Origin of the sequence: Shimia sp. Alg240-R146 (assembly GCF_947331465.1) — a bacterium.
GTDB lineage: Bacteria > Pseudomonadota > Alphaproteobacteria > Rhodobacterales > Rhodobacteraceae > Shimia.
In genome coordinates this window covers 1239510-1255675 of sequence record NZ_CAMZOK010000001.1, presented here as the reverse complement: position 1 = coordinate 1255675, position 16166 = coordinate 1239510, and the positions used below count along the sequence as shown (strand labels likewise).

General features: G+C 57.6%; 15 protein-coding genes. 8 read left to right on the top strand and 7 right to left on the bottom strand.

The window, feature by feature from the left end; translation table 11 throughout:
• Positions 1 to 7: 7 nt before the first annotated feature.
• Both PG871_RS06065 and PG871_RS06060 read left to right on the top strand, forming a co-directional pair.
• Positions 8 to 418, top strand: coding sequence for a VOC family protein (locus PG871_RS06065; RefSeq protein ID WP_270727204.1), 411 nt, complete (start codon positions 8 to 10; stop codon positions 416 to 418).
• On the top strand, positions 415 to 1344 hold the full coding sequence (locus PG871_RS06060) for a 2-hydroxyacid dehydrogenase (RefSeq protein WP_270727201.1): 930 nt from the start codon (positions 415 to 417) through the stop codon (positions 1342 to 1344). Before PG871_RS06065 ends, PG871_RS06060 begins: the two co-directional genes overlap by 4 nt.
• Before the next feature lie 60 nt (positions 1345 to 1404).
• Here PG871_RS06060 and PG871_RS06055 read toward each other — a convergent pair whose 3' ends face one another.
• Both PG871_RS06055 and PG871_RS06050 read right to left on the bottom strand, forming a co-directional pair.
• Entirely contained in the window at positions 1405 to 2157 is a 753-nt protein-coding gene (locus PG871_RS06055; RefSeq protein ID WP_270728734.1) for an SseB family protein, read from the bottom strand.
• Positions 2158 to 2204: 47 nt separating this feature from the next.
• A complete protein-coding gene (locus PG871_RS06050) occupies positions 2205 to 2786 on the bottom strand; it encodes a uracil-DNA glycosylase family protein (RefSeq protein WP_270727199.1) in 582 nt (193 codons plus the stop codon).
• A gap of 84 nt (positions 2787 to 2870) precedes the next feature.
• On the opposite strand from PG871_RS06050, the gene PG871_RS06045 reads away from it, so the two are divergent.
• The 6 genes from PG871_RS06045 (at position 2871) to PG871_RS06020 (ending at position 9236) form a co-directional block, all read left to right on the top strand.
• The gene (locus PG871_RS06045; RefSeq protein ID WP_270727196.1) at positions 2871 to 3215 is read left to right on the top strand and encodes an ArsR/SmtB family transcription factor; all 345 of its coding nucleotides are present in this window, start codon (positions 2871 to 2873) and stop codon (positions 3213 to 3215) included.
• Complete coding sequence (locus tag PG871_RS06040) at positions 3208 to 4242, top strand: permease (protein ID WP_270727193.1); 1035 nt, start codon at positions 3208 to 3210, stop codon at positions 4240 to 4242. The genes PG871_RS06045 and PG871_RS06040 overlap by 8 nt, the downstream gene beginning before the upstream one ends.
• A 288-nt stretch (positions 4243 to 4530) precedes the next feature.
• Positions 4531 to 5190: an ABC transporter ATP-binding protein gene (locus PG871_RS06035; RefSeq protein ID WP_270727190.1), complete on the top strand. Its 660-nt coding sequence runs from the start codon at positions 4531 to 4533 to the stop codon at positions 5188 to 5190.
• On the top strand, positions 5168 to 6877 hold the full coding sequence (locus PG871_RS06030; protein WP_270727188.1) for a capsule biosynthesis protein: 1710 nt from the start codon (positions 5168 to 5170) through the stop codon (positions 6875 to 6877). The genes PG871_RS06035 and PG871_RS06030 overlap by 23 nt, the downstream gene beginning before the upstream one ends.
• Positions 6877 to 7710, top strand: coding sequence for a 3-deoxy-8-phosphooctulonate synthase (gene kdsA / locus PG871_RS06025; protein ID WP_270727185.1), 834 nt, complete (start codon positions 6877 to 6879; stop codon positions 7708 to 7710). The genes PG871_RS06030 and kdsA overlap by 1 nt, the downstream gene beginning before the upstream one ends.
• Before the next feature lie 29 nt (positions 7711 to 7739).
• Positions 7740 to 9236, top strand: a complete 1497-nt coding sequence (locus tag PG871_RS06020; RefSeq protein ID WP_270727183.1) for a phosphomannomutase/phosphoglucomutase — start codon at positions 7740 to 7742, stop codon at positions 9234 to 9236.
• Between the two features lie 75 nt (positions 9237 to 9311).
• On the opposite strand, the gene PG871_RS06015 is transcribed toward PG871_RS06020, so the two are convergent.
• The 5 genes from PG871_RS06015 to glpD all read right to left on the bottom strand — a co-directional run bounded on the left by PG871_RS06015 (position 9312) and on the right by glpD (position 15903).
• Positions 9312 to 10262, bottom strand: coding sequence for an NAD(P)-dependent oxidoreductase (locus PG871_RS06015; RefSeq protein WP_270727180.1), 951 nt, complete (start codon positions 10260 to 10262; stop codon positions 9312 to 9314).
• A 124-nt stretch (positions 10263 to 10386) separates the two neighbouring features.
• Positions 10387 to 10656: a helix-turn-helix domain-containing protein gene (locus tag PG871_RS06010; RefSeq protein WP_270727177.1), complete on the bottom strand. Its 270-nt coding sequence runs from the start codon at positions 10654 to 10656 to the stop codon at positions 10387 to 10389.
• A 316-nt stretch (positions 10657 to 10972) separates the two neighbouring features.
• Complete coding sequence (locus PG871_RS06005; protein WP_270727174.1) at positions 10973 to 11785, bottom strand: HEAT repeat domain-containing protein; 813 nt, start codon at positions 11783 to 11785, stop codon at positions 10973 to 10975.
• Positions 11786 to 11929: 144 nt separating this feature from the next.
• Positions 11930 to 14143, bottom strand: coding sequence for an NADP-dependent isocitrate dehydrogenase (locus PG871_RS06000; protein ID WP_270727172.1), 2214 nt, complete (start codon positions 14141 to 14143; stop codon positions 11930 to 11932).
• 158 nt (positions 14144 to 14301) lie between these two features.
• Positions 14302 to 15903: a glycerol-3-phosphate dehydrogenase gene (gene glpD, locus PG871_RS05995; RefSeq protein WP_270728732.1), complete on the bottom strand. Its 1602-nt coding sequence runs from the start codon at positions 15901 to 15903 to the stop codon at positions 14302 to 14304.
• Positions 15904 to 16166 lie beyond the last annotated feature (263 nt).

Genomic DNA, 16166 nt, shown 5'->3' with positions numbered 1-16166 from the left:
CCTGCACATGAGCATTTTTCACTTGGCGTATAACGTCACCGATCTGGACGCGGCCCGCGCCTTTTATGGCGGCCTGCTTGGATGCCGCGAAGGGCGCAGCACTGATACCTGGATCGATTTCGACTTCTTTGGACATCAGATATCGTTGCACCTCGGCACGCCGTTTGCCACCGCATCGACCGGCCATGTCGGAGAGCACTTGGTTCCCATGCCGCATCTCGGCGTAATCCTCACCAAAAAAGACTGGGACGTACTGGCGAAACGCCTACAGGACAGCGCCGTCGATTTCGTCCTCGCACCGTTTACCCGGTTTGCGGGCGAGCCCGGCGAGCAAAGCACCATGTTTTTCCGTGACCCCTCCGGAAACCCAATCGAGATCAAAGGATTTGCGAATATGGATGGGGTTTTCGCATCATGATCAATGTGTTGTTTGCTGCGCTGCCTGAACGATGGGAACAATACCGAGAGACATTGCAGACTGCATTTGCGGAACTCGATCTGCCTGTTGACCTGCGTACCGAATTTACGCCGCAGGATGTGGACTATATCGTCTACGCGCCCAACAGCCCTGTTCAGGACTTCACGCCTTACACCCGCTGCAAAGCCGTGCTGAACTTGTGGGCCGGTGTCGAAAACGTGGTTGGTAACGAAACACTGACCCAGCCTCTTGCCCGTATGGTCGACCCGGGGATGACGCAGGGCATGGTGGAATATGTGACCGGACATGTGATGCGACACCATCTTGGCATGGACCTGCATATTTCTGGACAGGATGGGGTATGGCGCGACCACGTCCCGCCGCTGGCGCAGGACCGGCGTGTCACCGTGCTCGGCCTTGGTGAACTGGGCTTGGCCTGCGCCGAAACGCTCTCTGGACTTGGCTTTGCAGTGACTGGCTGGAGCCGTCGTCAAAAAACCGCAGACTGCATCACCTGTCTTGCAGGCGATGACGGTCTGCGCGAGGCCCTGTCGGTTGCGGATATTCTGGTGCTTTTGCTCCCCAAAACGCCTGCAACGGAAAACCTGCTCGACACCGACCGGCTCAACCTCATGCCCAAAGGTGCATTTGTGGTCAACCCCGGGCGCGGCCAACTGATTGATGACGACGCCCTGCTTAACGCGCTAAACAGCGGACAAATCGCGCATGCCACACTCGATGTTTTCCGCGTGGAACCTTTGCCCGCGGACCACCCATATTGGGCGCACCCACAGGTGACCGTAACGCCGCATATTGCCTCGGAAACACGCGCCCGCACGGCGTCTCAAGTTATTGCTGAGAACATACACAGATGCGAGGCCGGCGCCCCGTTGTTGCACCTCGTTGACCGGTCCGCCGGTTACTAAGCCACGCCCAACCGAGTGTGATGCCTTAGCGCATCAAACCCGGTGGGTGCACCTCGCGCCTTACTTTAGGATCGGTGGCTTATCCGGATCACTGCCCGGCGTCATTGGCACATGATCACGCACCTGAGCGGGTTCCGGTAAATCAAATCGAAGCCCGACACGGGCAAGCTGCGCTGCAACCGGGTCACTGGCCATAAAGAACCCAACGTCCAACGCGCCGGCCTCAATGCCTGAAAATGTCAGCGCCTCGTTCACCGCTTTGGCCAAGGCGCTCTGCGCGGCTTCCACCGCATCGACGAACCCCAACAAATGTGACCGCGCGCCGCTGTCATAGGTCACGCCAACCAGATAGACGGTCTTGGCCAACCCCGCTGTTGTCGAAAGCTTTGCGTCCAGCGCCGTGATTAATTCTTCCGGCAAACCTGCGGGCGCCGTAAACGCTTCGACCTTGGCCTCCACCTCATCCGGCGCATGGGTCAGCGTGTCCACCAACCAACCCAGCGCATCCCCGGGCACCAACATCGAAGACGGTGCAACCTCGGGGTTTAGCGCCAGACCGATGCCCTGCTCTGCCAACATCGACGCGATGATGCGCCCCGACAGCGCGGCATAGGGCGCAACCCGTCCGACAAACTGGCTCAGCCGCTCCTCTGTATCAAACACCAACACAAACGACGCATCCGAGGTTTCAAACACCTCAGGCGAAATTCGATCACCCTCCGGCTCCTTTTCCAGCAGCAGAAAAAGCTCCGCATCCGCCAACCGCTCAAAAAAGCGCAATCGCGCGCCGTCGTCATCTGGCGCGGCGTGCATGGCCGCATGATACTGATCCAGCGGGGTCGTGGGCTGTGTTGCGTCTGTCACGCCAAAGTCTCCTTGATGCGCGCCCGCAGGGTTGGCAGCAGTTCCGCCTCAAACCACGGGTGTTTCTTGATCCATCCCGTATTGCGCCACGACGGATGTGGCAAGGGGAAGACCGCGGGCGCATGGTCGCGCCACGACTGTACAGTGTCGGTGACTCCCGCCTTGGTGGCGAGATGCCACTTTTGCGCATGGCCGCCAACGACCAATGTCAGGGGGACCTCTCCTAAGGTCTTCATCACGCGTTCCCGCCAAGTCGCGGCACAAATCGGCGGAGGCGGCAGGTCGCTGCCTTTGGCATCATACCCCGGAAAGCAAAAAGCCATCGGAACAATTGCGACTTTTGATTTGTCATAAAAAACAGACGCATCCACCCCCATCCAGTCCCGCAAACGGTCGCCGGACGGGTCGGTGAACGGGCGGCCGCTCTTGTGAACGCGGGCACCCGGCGCTTGTCCCACGATCAAAACTTTTGCTCCTGGCTGAAACCAGACGACAGGCCTTGGCGCATGCGCAGTCGCCGTGGCAGCAAACCGGTCATGGCACAAACGACACGTCTGAATTTCCTCAAATAATTCCATACCTTGTGATAGCGAGACAATTTAATTTCGACAATTCTCGAAATAACACTTGAACAATCCCGTTATTTCGATATTTCTAGAAACATGAAACATGTAGATCCCACAGATATCTCGCTTGAGATCGCCGCCTCGACATTTGCAGCGCTCGGCTCCGAGCAACGCCTGTCCGTTCTGCGCTGCCTTGTGCGCGCAGGCAACGAGGGGCTTTCGATCGGCGAACTCGGTCAGCGTAGCGGCGTGACCGGCTCGACCCTCACACACCACATGAAAATCCTCGCGCAGGCGGGGCTTGTTACCCAGAAAAAGCAAGGGCGCTCAATCATTTGTGCCGCGGTTGCGTTTGATGCGGTACACGACCTGTCGAACTTCCTGCTCAAAGAATGCTGCGCTGACAGCACATCGCCAGACAAGGACCACGATCATGGCTGATACAACACAATCTCCGTCCCCGCTGGGCGCGCGTCTGGCGCGGATCGACAAAGTCTGGGCCGCCGTTGTGGCGATCCTGATCGCCGTCGCCGTTCTCGATCTACCGGAATTTGTGCCCACCGTTGACTTCGCACTCAACGCGCTTCTTGGCACGTTGCCTTTCATTCTGTTTGCCGTGCTGGCCATTGGCTATCTCAAGGCTACGGGCGCAGAAAACCTGTTGTCTAACGCGTTTGAAGGCCGCGAAACCCGCATGATCATTCTCGCTGCCTTGCTCGGAGGGCTTTCGCCATTCTGCTCATGCGAAGTGATCCCCTTCATCGCAGCGCTGTTGGCTATCGGTGCACCTCTTTCGGCAGTCATGGCGTTTTGGCTGGCGTCACCCTTGATGGATCCGGCGATGTTCGGCATCACCGCAGGTGCATTGGGCTTTGAATTCGCTGTCGCAAAACTGGGTTTCGCCGTCAGCCTCGGACTGCTGGGTGGATTTGGCACCAAGCTCATGAAGTCGACCGCCGTGTTTCACAATCCTCTTCGGGAAAAACCGCAGGTTGGCGGGTGCTGCGGCGTCAAGAAACCCTTTGCGGACAAGCCAAACTGGAAGTTCTGGCAGGAACCCGCACGCCGCGATGCCTTCCGTGAGGCCGCAATGGAAAACGGTGTCTTCCTGCTCAAATGGCTGTCCTTCGCCTACGTCATCGAAGCGCTGATGGTCGCTTACATGCCAGCGCAACTGATCGCCAACGTCTTGGGCGGCGACGGTTTCCAGCCGATCTTCCTGGGCGCACTGGTCGGGATGCCCGCATACCTCAACGGTTACGCAGCACCTGCGCTGGTGGCCGGTCTTCTGGAACAGGGCATGGCAAACGGGGCCGCCATGAGCTTTGTCATCGCCGGCGGCGTCAGCAGCATCCCAGCCGCCATCGCCGTCTGGGCGCTGGTAAAACCACGGGTGTTTGCCGCCTATATCGGCTTTGCCCTGCTCGGCGCGTTGCTCGCCGGGACCGCATGGCAAGCCATCGCGTAACGTACCAAACATCAAATGGCCCGTAAGGCCGAACCAAAGGGCGCTTTCGAGCGCCCTTTCTTCGTCAAAACACCACACTTACAAAACCACTGGGGCGCGAACCGGTGCATTTCCCGCTAAATCGACACAAATTCTTGGATTTTAGGACCAAAAAGCTGTGACGATGCCCAATTTGTGCCTCAAGACATTGCTAAACGTGGTCACAATCCGACATATTGGGCAAAACGCCGACAGAGCGTTAACCTTGATCCGTTAAAAAGGTCGGAAGAGCAGCCACAGGAGCACCCGATGCTCGAGTTCGAAAACGTGAGCAAGTCCTTTTGGACGGGCACGCAGCGCAAGGTGATCCTTGACCGCGTGTCGTTTCGCGTGGAACTGGGTAACTCGCTCGGCGTATTGGCACCAAACGGCACCGGCAAGACCACATTGATCAACATGATGGCTGGCCTCGAAAAACCTGACGAAGGCGTGATTCGACGCGACTGCCGCATCTCCTTCCCGCTGGGCTTCATGGGCGGCGTGGTCAACAAACACACCGCCGTGGAAAACAGCCGTTATATCGCGCGGCTTTATGGCTTGGACCCGGACTATGTGGAGGCCTTCTGCCGCTGGCTTTGCAATCTGGGCGAATACTTCGAACAACCGCTCGGCACCTATTCCTCGGGCATGCGCGCGCGGTTTACCTTTGCGCTCATGTTGGCACTGGATTTCGATGTATATCTGATCGATGAAGGCATGCCCTCCTCCACGGATGTGGATTTCAACAAAAAAGCAGGCGAAGTGCTTCGCGAACGTCTGCGCACCACCACCATTATTATTGTGTCGCACCAACCTTCGGTGCTCGAGAAGTTTGCCCGTTCCGCCGCAGTTCTGCTAAACGGGAAGCTCTATATGTTCGACACCTTGGAAGAGGCCAAGCAGCTCTATGACTACCAAACCCAAGGCTAAAAAATTTCGCATCCGCCGGTCCGTTCCCCAAACGGGAGCCGAGACCGGCACAGGTGCGCAGGACGCGACGCCACGTGCTGTTGCGCCAGCACCGGCTGTTGCTCCGCCTCAACCTCAAGCCAAGGCACCCCCGCAGGCCGCCAGCACCGCGCAAAAGACCGCAAAGGTCGACCTGCCCGCAAAGACACCTGCCAAAGCGCCGCCCCCGAAGTCCGACGGATCTCCTGATGCGGAAATCGACGCCATCAAGCGCGAAGGCCTGACCGGCCGACAGCTGCGGCTGGCCCGGCGCATGGCACAAAAACACGGACTGGCCGCCACGTCGGATTATGATTCCGTGCGCCTGTTGCGCAATGCAGGCATTGACCCGTTCCAGCGCACCAACATGCTTGACCTGCTGCCAACCGAGCAAGCCGCCGAAAATGGGGACGCTGAGCCCAAGGCAAAATCCAACAAAATGTCCATCGGGCGGATCCAGCTGCCGCAAACCATGCCGGTGGACAAAGACAACTTGCCCTCCACTGAAACCCGCTCTCCGGCCGAGATGCGGGCATTGGAAATTGGCGAAATCCAGAAAGACATTGCCCGCCGTCGCCGCAAACGCCTTGTGTTGCTGCTGGCCCGCCTTTCGGCGTTTGTGTTTCTGCCAACGATCTTTGCTGCGTGGTATTTCTATGGCGTTTCAACACCCATGTACGCCACAAAATCGGCGTTTCTGGTACAGCAGGCCGACAACACCGGAGGCTCCGTGCTTGGTGGCCTGTTGCCCGCACAGATGAATTCAAATCAGGATGCCATCGCGGTGCAGGATTACCTGACTTCCAAAGACGCGATGATCCGGCTCGACAACGATGTTGGCTTTAAATCGCATTTCTCCGATCCGTCCATCGATCCTATTCAACGGCTTGATCCTGATCCATCCAATGAAGAAGCTTATAAGCTCTACAAAAAGTTCGTGAAAATCGGATACGACCCGACCGAAGGATCCGTGCGCATGGAAGTGATTGCCGCAGATCCTGCCGTCGCCACAGCCTATTCCAAAGCCTTGATCACCTACGCCGAAACCCGCGTGGACACGCTGTCGCAACGCAAACGCAAAGACCAAATGAGCGACGCACGCACCAGCCTCGAAGAGGCCAAAGCCGAACGCAGGGATGCGCAGCTGGCTCTCGTCGAAAAGCAGCAAAATTCGGTGGTGGATCCACAAGCCGTGATCGCCGCCTTACGCCAGCAGATTTCAAATGTGCAAATTCAGCTACAAGAAAAAGAGCTGCAGCTGGCCGCGCTTCTGGACAACAGTCGCCCAAACCAAGCCCGCGTCGAAGGCGTACGCGGCGATGTTCGGCGCTTGAACAACCTGCTGGATAAGCTGGAAACAGAGATGACCGACGCCACAGAAGGCGAGGCGTCACTGGCCGCGCAATCAGCGGAAATCCAGATCGCACAGGCGGATCTTGCAACGGCCGACTTGATGATGCAGTCAGCACTTCAGACCCTGAAACAGACCGAGTTGGAAGCCAGCCGTCAGGTGCGCTATCTCACAACATCTGTGGAACCGGTCGCGTCTGAGGACCCGTCTTACCCGCGCAGCTTTGAGAACACCGTCTTGGCCTTCCTGATTTTTTCAGGCATTTACCTGATGATATCGCTCACAGCATCCATCCTCAGAGAACAGGTGTCCTCGTGATGAAAACCGTTGAGGTTTCGGGCCTCTCGATCGGCAACGATCAACCGCTGACCGTTATTGCCGGCCCCTGCCAGCTTGAAAGCGCGGATCACGCGCAAATGATTGCTGGCACCATGAAAGAAGCCTGCGAAGCGGTCGGTGCGCAGTATGTGTTCAAGGCCAGCTATGACAAAGCCAACCGCACCTCGCTGTCGGGCGTTCGCGGAATGGGCATTGATGCCGGGCTGGCAGTGCTGGACGGAATCCGCAAGGACTTCGGCGTGCCGGTATTGACCGACGTTCACACCGAAGAGCAATGCGCGGTTGCGGCGCAAGCCGTGGACATCCTGCAAATCCCTGCCTTTCTCTGTCGCCAGACCGATATGCTGCTGGCTGCCGGCAAAACCGGCGCCGTGGTGAACGTCAAAAAAGGCCAATTCCTCGCGCCATGGGAAATGGGAAATATTGTCACAAAGATCGAAAGCACCGGCAATGATCGCATCATGCTGACCGAGCGCGGGACGTCCTTTGGCTACAACACCCTTGTGGCCGACATGCGTGGCCTGCCGCAGATGGCGGCAACGGGCTATCCGGTGGTTATGGACGCGACGCATTCCGTGCAACAACCCGGTGGCAAAGGCGGAAGCTCCGGCGGGCAGCGCGAATTTGCGCCAGTTATGGCGCGCGCAGCCGTGTCACTGGGCATCGCTGCAGTGTTCATCGAAACTCACGAAGATCCCGACACTGCGCCGTCAGACGGGCCAAATATGATCCCGCTGGATCAAATGAGTGGCCTGATCGAAACATTGATGCGCTTTGATGAGTTGGCCAAGGCCAATCCAATTCGCGTTTAAGCCATTTAACAGTGACCGAGAGACGATTTATGAAAAAGCCCCTGCCTGACGTGCGCCCAAACACTTGGGAATTCCTCCGTGACCCGATGATTGCCCCTACAGGCTTTCGCGAATACGACGCGCGCTGGCAGTATCCTGAGGCGATCAATCTGCCCGGCATGACCGCGCTTGGGTTTGGGTTGGGCACACAAATGCGCCGCCGAGGCATCGACCCGGTGATTGCGGTCGGCAACGATTACCGCGACTATTCCGTGGCCATCAAATATGCGCTGATCGTCGGCCTGATGAAGGCAGGTATCCACGTCAAAGACATCGGCCCGGCCCTATCGCCTATGGCCTATTTTGCACAGTTCCATCTAGATGTGCCCGCCGTGGCGATGGTCACTGCCTCCCATAACCCCAACGGCTGGACCGGCGTGAAAATGGGCTTTGAACGCCCGCTGACCCATGGCCCGGATGAAATGGCAGAACTGCGCGACATCGTGCTGAACGGTGATTTTGACGCCCATGATGGCGGCAAGCACGAAATCGTGGACGGTGTCCGCGAGGCGTACATCGACGACCTTGTTGGTGACTTCAAAATGAGCCGCAAACTGAAGGTTGTCTGCGCCACGGGCAACGGCACCGCCGCTGCATTCGGCCCCGAAGTGCTGGAACGCATCGGCGTCGAAGTGGTGCCAAGCCATTGTGACCTCGACTACACTTTCCCGCATTACAACCCGAACCCCGAAGCCATGCTGATGCTGCATGACATGTCCGACAGCGTCAAAGCATCCGGTGCCGATCTGGCGTTGGGGTTTGACGGTGACGGCGATCGCTGCGGCGTTGTGGATGACGAAGGCGAAGAGATTTTTGCCGACAAGGTTGGCGTAATCATGGCCAAGGATCTGGGCAAGATCTATCCAAACGCCACCTTTGTGGCCGACGTGAAATCCACCGGACTTTATGCCGCCGATCCCGAACTCTTGGCCACTGGTGCCAAGACCGATTATTGGAAAACCGGCCACAGCCACATGAAACGTCGTGTGCATGCACTGGGCGCATTGGCGGGCTTTGAAAAATCCGGCCACTACTTCCTCGCCGAACCTATTGGCCGTGGCTATGATTGCGGCATGCGTGTCGCTGTTGAGGTCTGCAAAATGCTGGATCGCAACCCTGATATGAAAATGTCGGACATGCGCAAGGCACTGCCAAAAACATGGTCGACACCAACCATGTCGCCCTACGCGGCGGACACCGAAAAATACGACATTTTGGACCGTCTGGTCGCAAAACTGGTCGCCAAACACGAGGCCGGCGACACAATGGCAGGTCGCGCGATCAAAGACGTCGTGACCGTAAACGGTGCCCGCGTCATTCTGGACAACGGCAGCTGGGGATTGGTGCGGGCAAGCTCGAACACGCCGAACCTTGTGGTCGTCATCGAAAGCGCCCAAAGCGAAGACGAGATGCGCGCGATCTTTGCCGAAATCGATGCTGTGATCCGCACGGAACCAAGTGTGGGCGAATACGACCAGACCATCTGATCCAGCAAACCACGCCTGCCCGCTTTCGCGGTTGCGCATGGCTCAAACCCATTCGGGTTAGAGCCTAAAGAACGCCTAGCCGCGCCCCTGGGGGATCACCTCGTAACCCGGTTCTTCCGGCTCGTCGTCCAACATCTCGGGAGGAAAGCCCGGCGCCAGCACATCCACACCGGCTGCGTCTTCCAACCGCTTGATGATATTGGGGCTCAGTTCCCGCTCCCCATAACGCGCGATACCGTCGTCGAAGATATTGATCATCAGAGGGTTCATTTCCAACGGCACGCCAGCGCGATTGGCCACCTCCTGAAACAGGCCGATGTCCTTTTTCACCAGATCCATCGTGAAAGAAATGTCGCGGCTGCCATTCAGGATCACCTGACTTTCGGTTATATGGCTGAAGGAATTTCCCGAGCTGATCTTGATCGCCTCATAGGCCGTGTTGAGGTCCATGCCCGCCGCCGCACAGGTGGTTAGCGCCTCTGCACTCGCCACAAGATGCGCCGTCGCAAGGAAGTTTGTCACCACTTTAAGAACAGAGGCCGACCCAAGATCGCCAGTGTGCAAAATCCGTCGCCCCATGGTGGTCAATAGGGGAAGGATACGTTCAAACGTATCGCGGTCACATCCGGCAAAAATCGCGATGTTACCGGTGTCCGCGCGATGACAGCCGCCTGAAACCGGGCAATCCACCGCCGCGCCTCCCGCCGCGATGACCAAGCCACCCAGCCGCTTGACCTCTGCCTCATCCGTCGTGGACATCTCCATCCAGATCTTACCCGGCCCGACCGCTGGCAACATCTCTGCCATGACCGCATCGGAGGCCGCAGGGGACGGCAAACAAGTGATCACTGCATCGCAATCGCCCATCATCTGCGCCGGACCCTCGCCCGCCGTGGCGCCTGCCGCAACCTTCGCCGCTACAAGGTCTGCATTCAGGTCATAAACCGTCAGGTCCACCCCATTTCGCAGCAAACTGCCACTCAGCTTGCCGCCCACATTGCCGAGCCCAATAAATCCGATCTTCATGACCCACTCCCTGTTTTCATTACAAAGAGGGTGACTGTGTCATTTTGGGTTTGTCATGCAAACCCGCGACATGGCGCAGGTCGCAAAACGGAAATTTTTCTTTGAGTTTAGACCGCGGTCGATCTCATCCGCAGCAACCGCTGGTACAGGTGCTTTTGGGCTGCAAATCGTCTTCGATCAAAGGCAACTCGCCGGTGAGCGCCTGCGTCGGGATCTGCAGCGCAGCGGCAAGGCGGCTTGCAGCGGGCTCTGGCAGGCTCGCAGCTTTGGAGGTTTCCAGCTTGGTCAGCTGGCGCTCAGTGATGCCACCCATTTTGGCCAGCTTCGAACGCCCCAATTTGCGCGCCTTGCGCACGGTTTTTAGACGTTGCGGGTCGATGCTGAGCGTGGTCATTGCGCGAGTGTCCTTCTGGAAATGTTATAGCGTTTCATAGCGGGGAAAGCGGAGGATGTGAACAGCGTGCCTTTCTCCAGCAATCTCGCGTTCCGCGACGTTGCAGACCGCAAAAACCTGGAACCCGAAACCACACAACAGCTCAACAAGCGATCATTCAGCTTCCTTGCCAAATCGCCCAACTGGATACGGCGGATTCTCATGGCGTTCCCTTTGGGTTGCTTGGAGATCAAACTGGATGCAAAGGTCCGTTTTCACGCGATACTGCGACCCGATGAACGCCGCATTTGGACAAATCGAATTGCTAGCGCACTCTCTATTGCTCCGGTACCCACCAAGCAAAATCCACGATGCAATTGTCTTTCAAGGTAACTGTAACACTCTCGACTTTTTCAAATGGTTGAACAGTAAACTTTGCCATTTGAATGCCATCCTCGTCACCGTTCAAAAGATTGATCGGAGCTCGCGTCAACTCGGCAGTTTGCCAATCAAACCCATCTTGGTCGTTTACGCGCGCCATGTAAGATTTCGCTGACGCAACAATTTCTGCGTCGCTGAACGTGCGGCCGTCCGGCGGGCAGCTGTTCTTCCAGCCGCTCCATTGCTTGGCCTGAAGAAAGAACTCAAAACAGGTCAACGCGATCACCGCCACCCCAAAAATCAAGAGATTATCAGAGCGTTTGTTGCGTTTGGGCCTTTTATTTTCTGCATACTTTGGCCAAACTTGTTGCTTTGTCGGCGCCAAGCGTTTCGCCGCAAAGCCTCGCACTTTCGGAATGTCACATCGCGACAACCGCTCCAAAGCAGCCCGCGCTTCTGGCGTTCCGATGTCGGCAAGCGCCCAGCTGCATTTGCGGGCAAGCGCGAAATCGTCGTCCCACTCCAGATAGCTCGGGCAATTCAAAGCGCGCGCTTCAAGTGCCGCTACCGCTGAAGGACACCGCAATTGCTGAATCGCGCGCGCGACATCCTCGTGGCGAAAATGCCAGTCCTGAGACAACGCCTCCGTCAGAATGTCACAAAGTCCATCCAACTGATCGGCCTGAACACAAGCCGCCAAGGCGACTTCAAACGCGTCTGCGTCTTCTGAAAAAGCGGCTTCTCTCACCGCGTCTTGGAGTTCCGTCATTTGTTACTTTCAGTCTGCCCAATCGAAAGATAGGCGAACGGATGCCCGCAACACAACCATTGCGTTAGGCAATGTTGGCAACTTCCCAACCAAAAAAGCCGCCCCTCTCAGGGCGGCTTCCATGTCTCAAACGCTTACTCAGCTTTAGCCAATAATCGCGTTCAGCGTCGCAGAGGGGCGCATCACTTTCGCCTTCAGCTCAACCGACGGACGGTAGTAGCCCGCGATGTCTGCAGCCGGACCTTGCACGGCAGCAAACTCCGCCAGAATGGTTGCTTCGCCATCGGCCAATGCTTTGGCCACACCGGCAAATTCTGCCGCAAGCGCAGCGTCGTCGGATTGTGCTGCCAAGGCTTCGGCCCAGTAGCGCGCGAACCAATAGTGGCTGTCGCGGTTGTCAGGCTGGCCAACTTTGCGCGACGGGCTGCGGTTGTCGTCCAGAATGCCCTGCGTTGCGGCCTCGGCAGCCACACCCAGAACACCGGCTTTGGCGTTGCCCTTGACGTCTGCAAGGAAGTTCAGGCTTTCACCCAACGCGCAGAATTCACCCATCGAGTCCCAACGCAGGTGGTTTTCTTCAACCAACTGCTGCACGTGTTTTGGTGCGGACCCACCAGCGCCGGTTTCAAACAGACCGCCACCTTTCATCAGCTTCACGATCGACAGCATTTTGGCCGACGTGCCAAGCTCAAGGATCGGGAAAAGATCGGTCAGGTAGTCGCGCAGCACGTTGCCAGTGATGGCGATGCTGTCGTTGCCTGCCGTGATGGTCTTCAGCGACTGGGCTGTCGCTTCACGTGGTGCGAGGATCATGAACAGATCCGCTTTGCCTGCCGCTTCAAGCGCAGGGGTCACGTATTTGATCAGCTCCGCATCGTGGGCGCGGTTTGCGTCCAGCCAGAAAATCGCCTCGGAACCGGTCAAACGCTGACGATCCAGCGCCAATTCGATCCAGTTCTCGATCGGCGCCTGTTTCACGGTGCACGACCGCCAGATGTCGCCGGTTTCAACACTGTGGCTGTGTAGGGTCTCACCATTGGCCAGAACGATGCGGATAGTGCCGTTGGCAGGCGCTTCAAACGTCGTCGGGTGAGAACCGTATTCCTCAGCTTTCTGCGCCATCAGGCCAACGTTGGCGACCGACCCTGCGGTGGTCACGTCAAGTGCGCCGTTGGCTTTGAAGAAGTTGATGGATTCATCATAAACGGTGGCATAGCAGCGATCGGGGATCACACAGTTGGTGTCACCCTTGTTGCCTGCCGCGTCCCAGCCCTTGCCGCCTGCGCGGATCACGGCTGGCATCGAGGCGTCGATGATCACATCGGATGGCACGTGCAGGTTGGTGATACCTTTGTCGCTGTCGACCATATACATGCCCGGACGGTCCGCGGTCACGGCGTCGATCGCAGCCATGATGTCGGCGTTGCCAGAGACTCGGTCCAACAAGTCACCCATGCCGGAATTGGGGTTCACACCCAGATCGGCCATTTCCGCGCCGAATTTTTCGAACACTGGCGCCAGCCATGCTTTGACAGCGTGACCAAAGATGATCGGGTCAGAGACCTTCATCATCGTGGCTTTCATGTGCAGCGAGAACATGGTGCCGTCGGCCTTGGTGTCTTCAATCGCGTCTGCCAGAAAGGCGCCCAGCGCTTTGGCGGACATGAAAGTCGCGTCAGCAATGGTACCAGCTTCCAGCGGGTAGCTGTCTTTCAGAACCGTCACGGCACCATCGGCGGCAACAAATTCGATCTTCGCGTCACCAGCTTGATCTGCCGAAATGGTGGCGGACACTTCGTTGGCATAAAAATCATTGCCCGGCATGGACGACACTTTGGTTTTGCTCGCGCTGTCCCATGTGCCCATCGAATGCGGGTTGTTCTGGGCAAAGTTTTTCACGGCACGGGCAGAACGACGATCAGAGTTGCCTTCGCGCAAAACCGGGTTCACGGCCGACCCTTTGATGGCGTCAAAACGGGCGCGGATCGCCTTTTCTTCGTCTGTCTTGGGCTCTTCTGGATAGGACGGAATGGCGTAACCCTGCGCCTGAAGCTCTTCGACCGCGCCAACCAACTGCGGCACCGATGCCGAGATGTTGGGCAACTTGATGACGTTGGCATCAGGTGTCTTTACCAATTCACCCAGCGCGGCCAGATCGTCGGACTGACGCTGCTCTGCGGTCAGGTTTTCTGGGAAGGTCGCGATGATGCGGCCGGCCAGCGAAATATCAGGGGTTCCAACAGTGATACCAGCAGCAGACACAAACTTGCGAATGATCGGCAAAAACGACGCCGAGGCCAGCTCGGGCGCTTCGTCTACAATGGTATACAATATGTCTGGGGTCTTGTTCTCTGCCATTTTCTCACAACCTTTTTTCGGGTTCGGGGTGTCTGGTATCGGGTCGTTCACAGGCGATGTCCGCCGGAATTCTCGTCAAATCCTTCTCCGCCACCGCAACAGAAAACCCTGCACGGCAGCAACGTGCAGGGTTCCTATAGGCCTCAAAAGGGCAAAGATCAATTCTTCGCGTCGCCTTCTTGGAGCGCATTTTGCCGCGCCGCCGCAACAAAGCTTTCCAAGGTCTCGATTTGAGACGTCGACAGGCGCAATCCGAGCTTGGAACGCCGCCAGACAATGTCCTCGGCGCTGGCCGCGTATTCCCGCTCTATCAGCCAAGTGACCTCGGCCTCCGTCAGGGTGGCGCCAAAACCAAGGCCCAGATCTTTTTCGCTCTGTGCCGCCCCCAAAATTTCGCGCGCCTCGATGCCGTAGGCACGAACCAACCGTTTGGCCCAAGCCGCGCTCAGAAACCCGTAGTCCGCTCGTAAAGACGCAATCACCAGGTCAACGTCCGCAACCGCAAAATCGCCGCCGGGCATCGCAACTCCGGCGGTCCAAGCGCCCGACGCCTGCGCAAAAAACGGCGTAAGTTTGGCCATCGCTGCCTCAGCCAGTTTTCGATAGGTGGTGATTTTGCCGCCAAACACGTTCAGAACCGGCGCGTGGTCGCCGTCCAGCTTAAGCACATAGTCCCGCGTCGCGGCCGTCGCCGACGTCGCCCCGTCATCATAAAGTGGCCGCACACCGCTATAGCGCCAGACCACATCATCCATTGTGACAGGGCGTTTGAAGTATTGCGATGCAAACTCGCAAAGATAGAGCGCCTCTTCATCTGTGCATTCCGGACGCACATCAGCATCAAGGTGCTCTTTGTCGGTGGTGCCAATCAGCGTGAAATCTTCCTGATACGGAATGGCAAAAATAATCCGGCCATCCGTGCCTTGGAAAAAATAGCAACGGTCATGATCAAAAAGGCGTTTCGTCACAATGTGGCTACCGCGCACAAGGCGAACACCGGCGCTGGCGTTCTGGCCCATCACGCCTTCGATCACATCCGCCACCCACGGCCCAGCCGCATTCACCAGCGCACGCGCATGTCGCGTCGACCGCTCGGCGGTGTCCATATTTTCTGTCTCAACCCGCCATAGATCGCCTTCCCGCCGCGCCGAAACCACCTTGGTACGTGTGCGAATGGTGGCTCCGCGCGCCTCCGCGTCCCGTGCGTTCAGGACCACAAGACGGCTGTCCTCGACCCAACAGTCGCTGTATTCAAAGGCGCGGTTGAACTTATCCTGCAACGGCACACCGGCCTCATCGTCAGACAAATCCACCGACCGTGTACCGGGCAAAATCTCACGCCCGCCCAAGTGGTCGTACATGAACAGCCCAAGCCGGATCAGCCATGCCGGCCTGCGCCCCTTCATCCACGGCATCACAACGGTCAGCAACCGCGAGGTCGGCGTTTCGTTGTCAAACCGCATCTCTCGGTGCATCGGCAACACGAACCGCATTGGCCAGCTAATATGCGGCATCGCCCGCAGCAGCGTCTCGCGCTCGATCAACGCCTCCCGCACAAGGCGCACCTCAAAGTATTCTAGGTAGCGCAGCCCACCGTGAAACAATTTGGTGGATGCACTTGATGTGGCTGACGCCAGATCGTGCATCTCCGCAAGTTCCACCGACAAACCACGGCCCGCTGCATCCCGCGCGATACCGCATCCGTTGATGCCGCCACCAATTACAAAAATATCTACTGTTTGTTGATTATCTGAAGCCATACGAACACTCACGAACATTATCGAGCACACTCGAATAGCGTTTTCCACTGCCAGTCAAGGGCAGAATGCCCAAAGGCCCTTATTCAGCGATCAGTCTCATCACCGGCTTCGACCGCTTTCGAAAGGACCCATGCCCAAAATAATGAGCCCGCCCGCTTTTGGTTTCAATACGTCGCCCGTGACTGCCTTTTGAACGGATGACAGAGCGATATATGCAAGTCGCCAAGGTTTTTCGTTGCGGAATGCCCCCATCGCTTTGACGC

Bases quoted from the DNA above. Each gene is read 5' to 3' on its own strand.
- PG871_RS06015 (WP_270727180.1), bottom strand. From the start codon at position 10,262: ATGAAGATCGGATTTATTGGGCTCGGCAATGTGGGCGGCAAGCTGAGT.
- PG871_RS06065 (WP_270727204.1), top strand. From the start codon at position 8: ATGAGCATTTTTCACTTGGCGTATAACGTCACCGATCTGGACGCGGCC.
- PG871_RS06000 (WP_270727172.1), bottom strand. From the start codon at position 14,143: ATGGCAGAGAACAAGACCCCAGACATATTGTATACCATTGTAGACGAA.
- PG871_RS06035 (WP_270727190.1), top strand. From the start codon at position 4,531: ATGCTCGAGTTCGAAAACGTGAGCAAGTCCTTTTGGACGGGCACGCAG.
- kdsA (WP_270727185.1), top strand. From the start codon at position 6,877: ATGAAAACCGTTGAGGTTTCGGGCCTCTCGATCGGCAACGATCAACCG.
- PG871_RS06010 (WP_270727177.1), bottom strand. From the start codon at position 10,656: ATGACCACGCTCAGCATCGACCCGCAACGTCTAAAAACCGTGCGCAAG.
- PG871_RS06060 (WP_270727201.1), top strand. From the start codon at position 415: ATGATCAATGTGTTGTTTGCTGCGCTGCCTGAACGATGGGAACAATAC.
- PG871_RS06050 (WP_270727199.1), bottom strand. From the start codon at position 2,786: ATGGAATTATTTGAGGAAATTCAGACGTGTCGTTTGTGCCATGACCGG.
- PG871_RS06020 (WP_270727183.1), top strand. From the start codon at position 7,740: ATGAAAAAGCCCCTGCCTGACGTGCGCCCAAACACTTGGGAATTCCTC.
- glpD (WP_270728732.1), bottom strand. From the start codon at position 15,903: ATGGCTTCAGATAATCAACAAACAGTAGATATTTTTGTAATTGGTGGC.
- PG871_RS06055 (WP_270728734.1), bottom strand. From the start codon at position 2,157: ATGCACGCCGCGCCAGATGACGACGGCGCGCGATTGCGCTTTTTTGAG.
- PG871_RS06005 (WP_270727174.1), bottom strand. From the start codon at position 11,785: ATGACGGAACTCCAAGACGCGGTGAGAGAAGCCGCTTTTTCAGAAGAC.
- PG871_RS06030 (WP_270727188.1), top strand. From the start codon at position 5,168: ATGACTACCAAACCCAAGGCTAAAAAATTTCGCATCCGCCGGTCCGTT.
- PG871_RS06045 (WP_270727196.1), top strand. From the start codon at position 2,871: ATGAAACATGTAGATCCCACAGATATCTCGCTTGAGATCGCCGCCTCG.
- PG871_RS06040 (WP_270727193.1), top strand. From the start codon at position 3,208: ATGGCTGATACAACACAATCTCCGTCCCCGCTGGGCGCGCGTCTGGCG.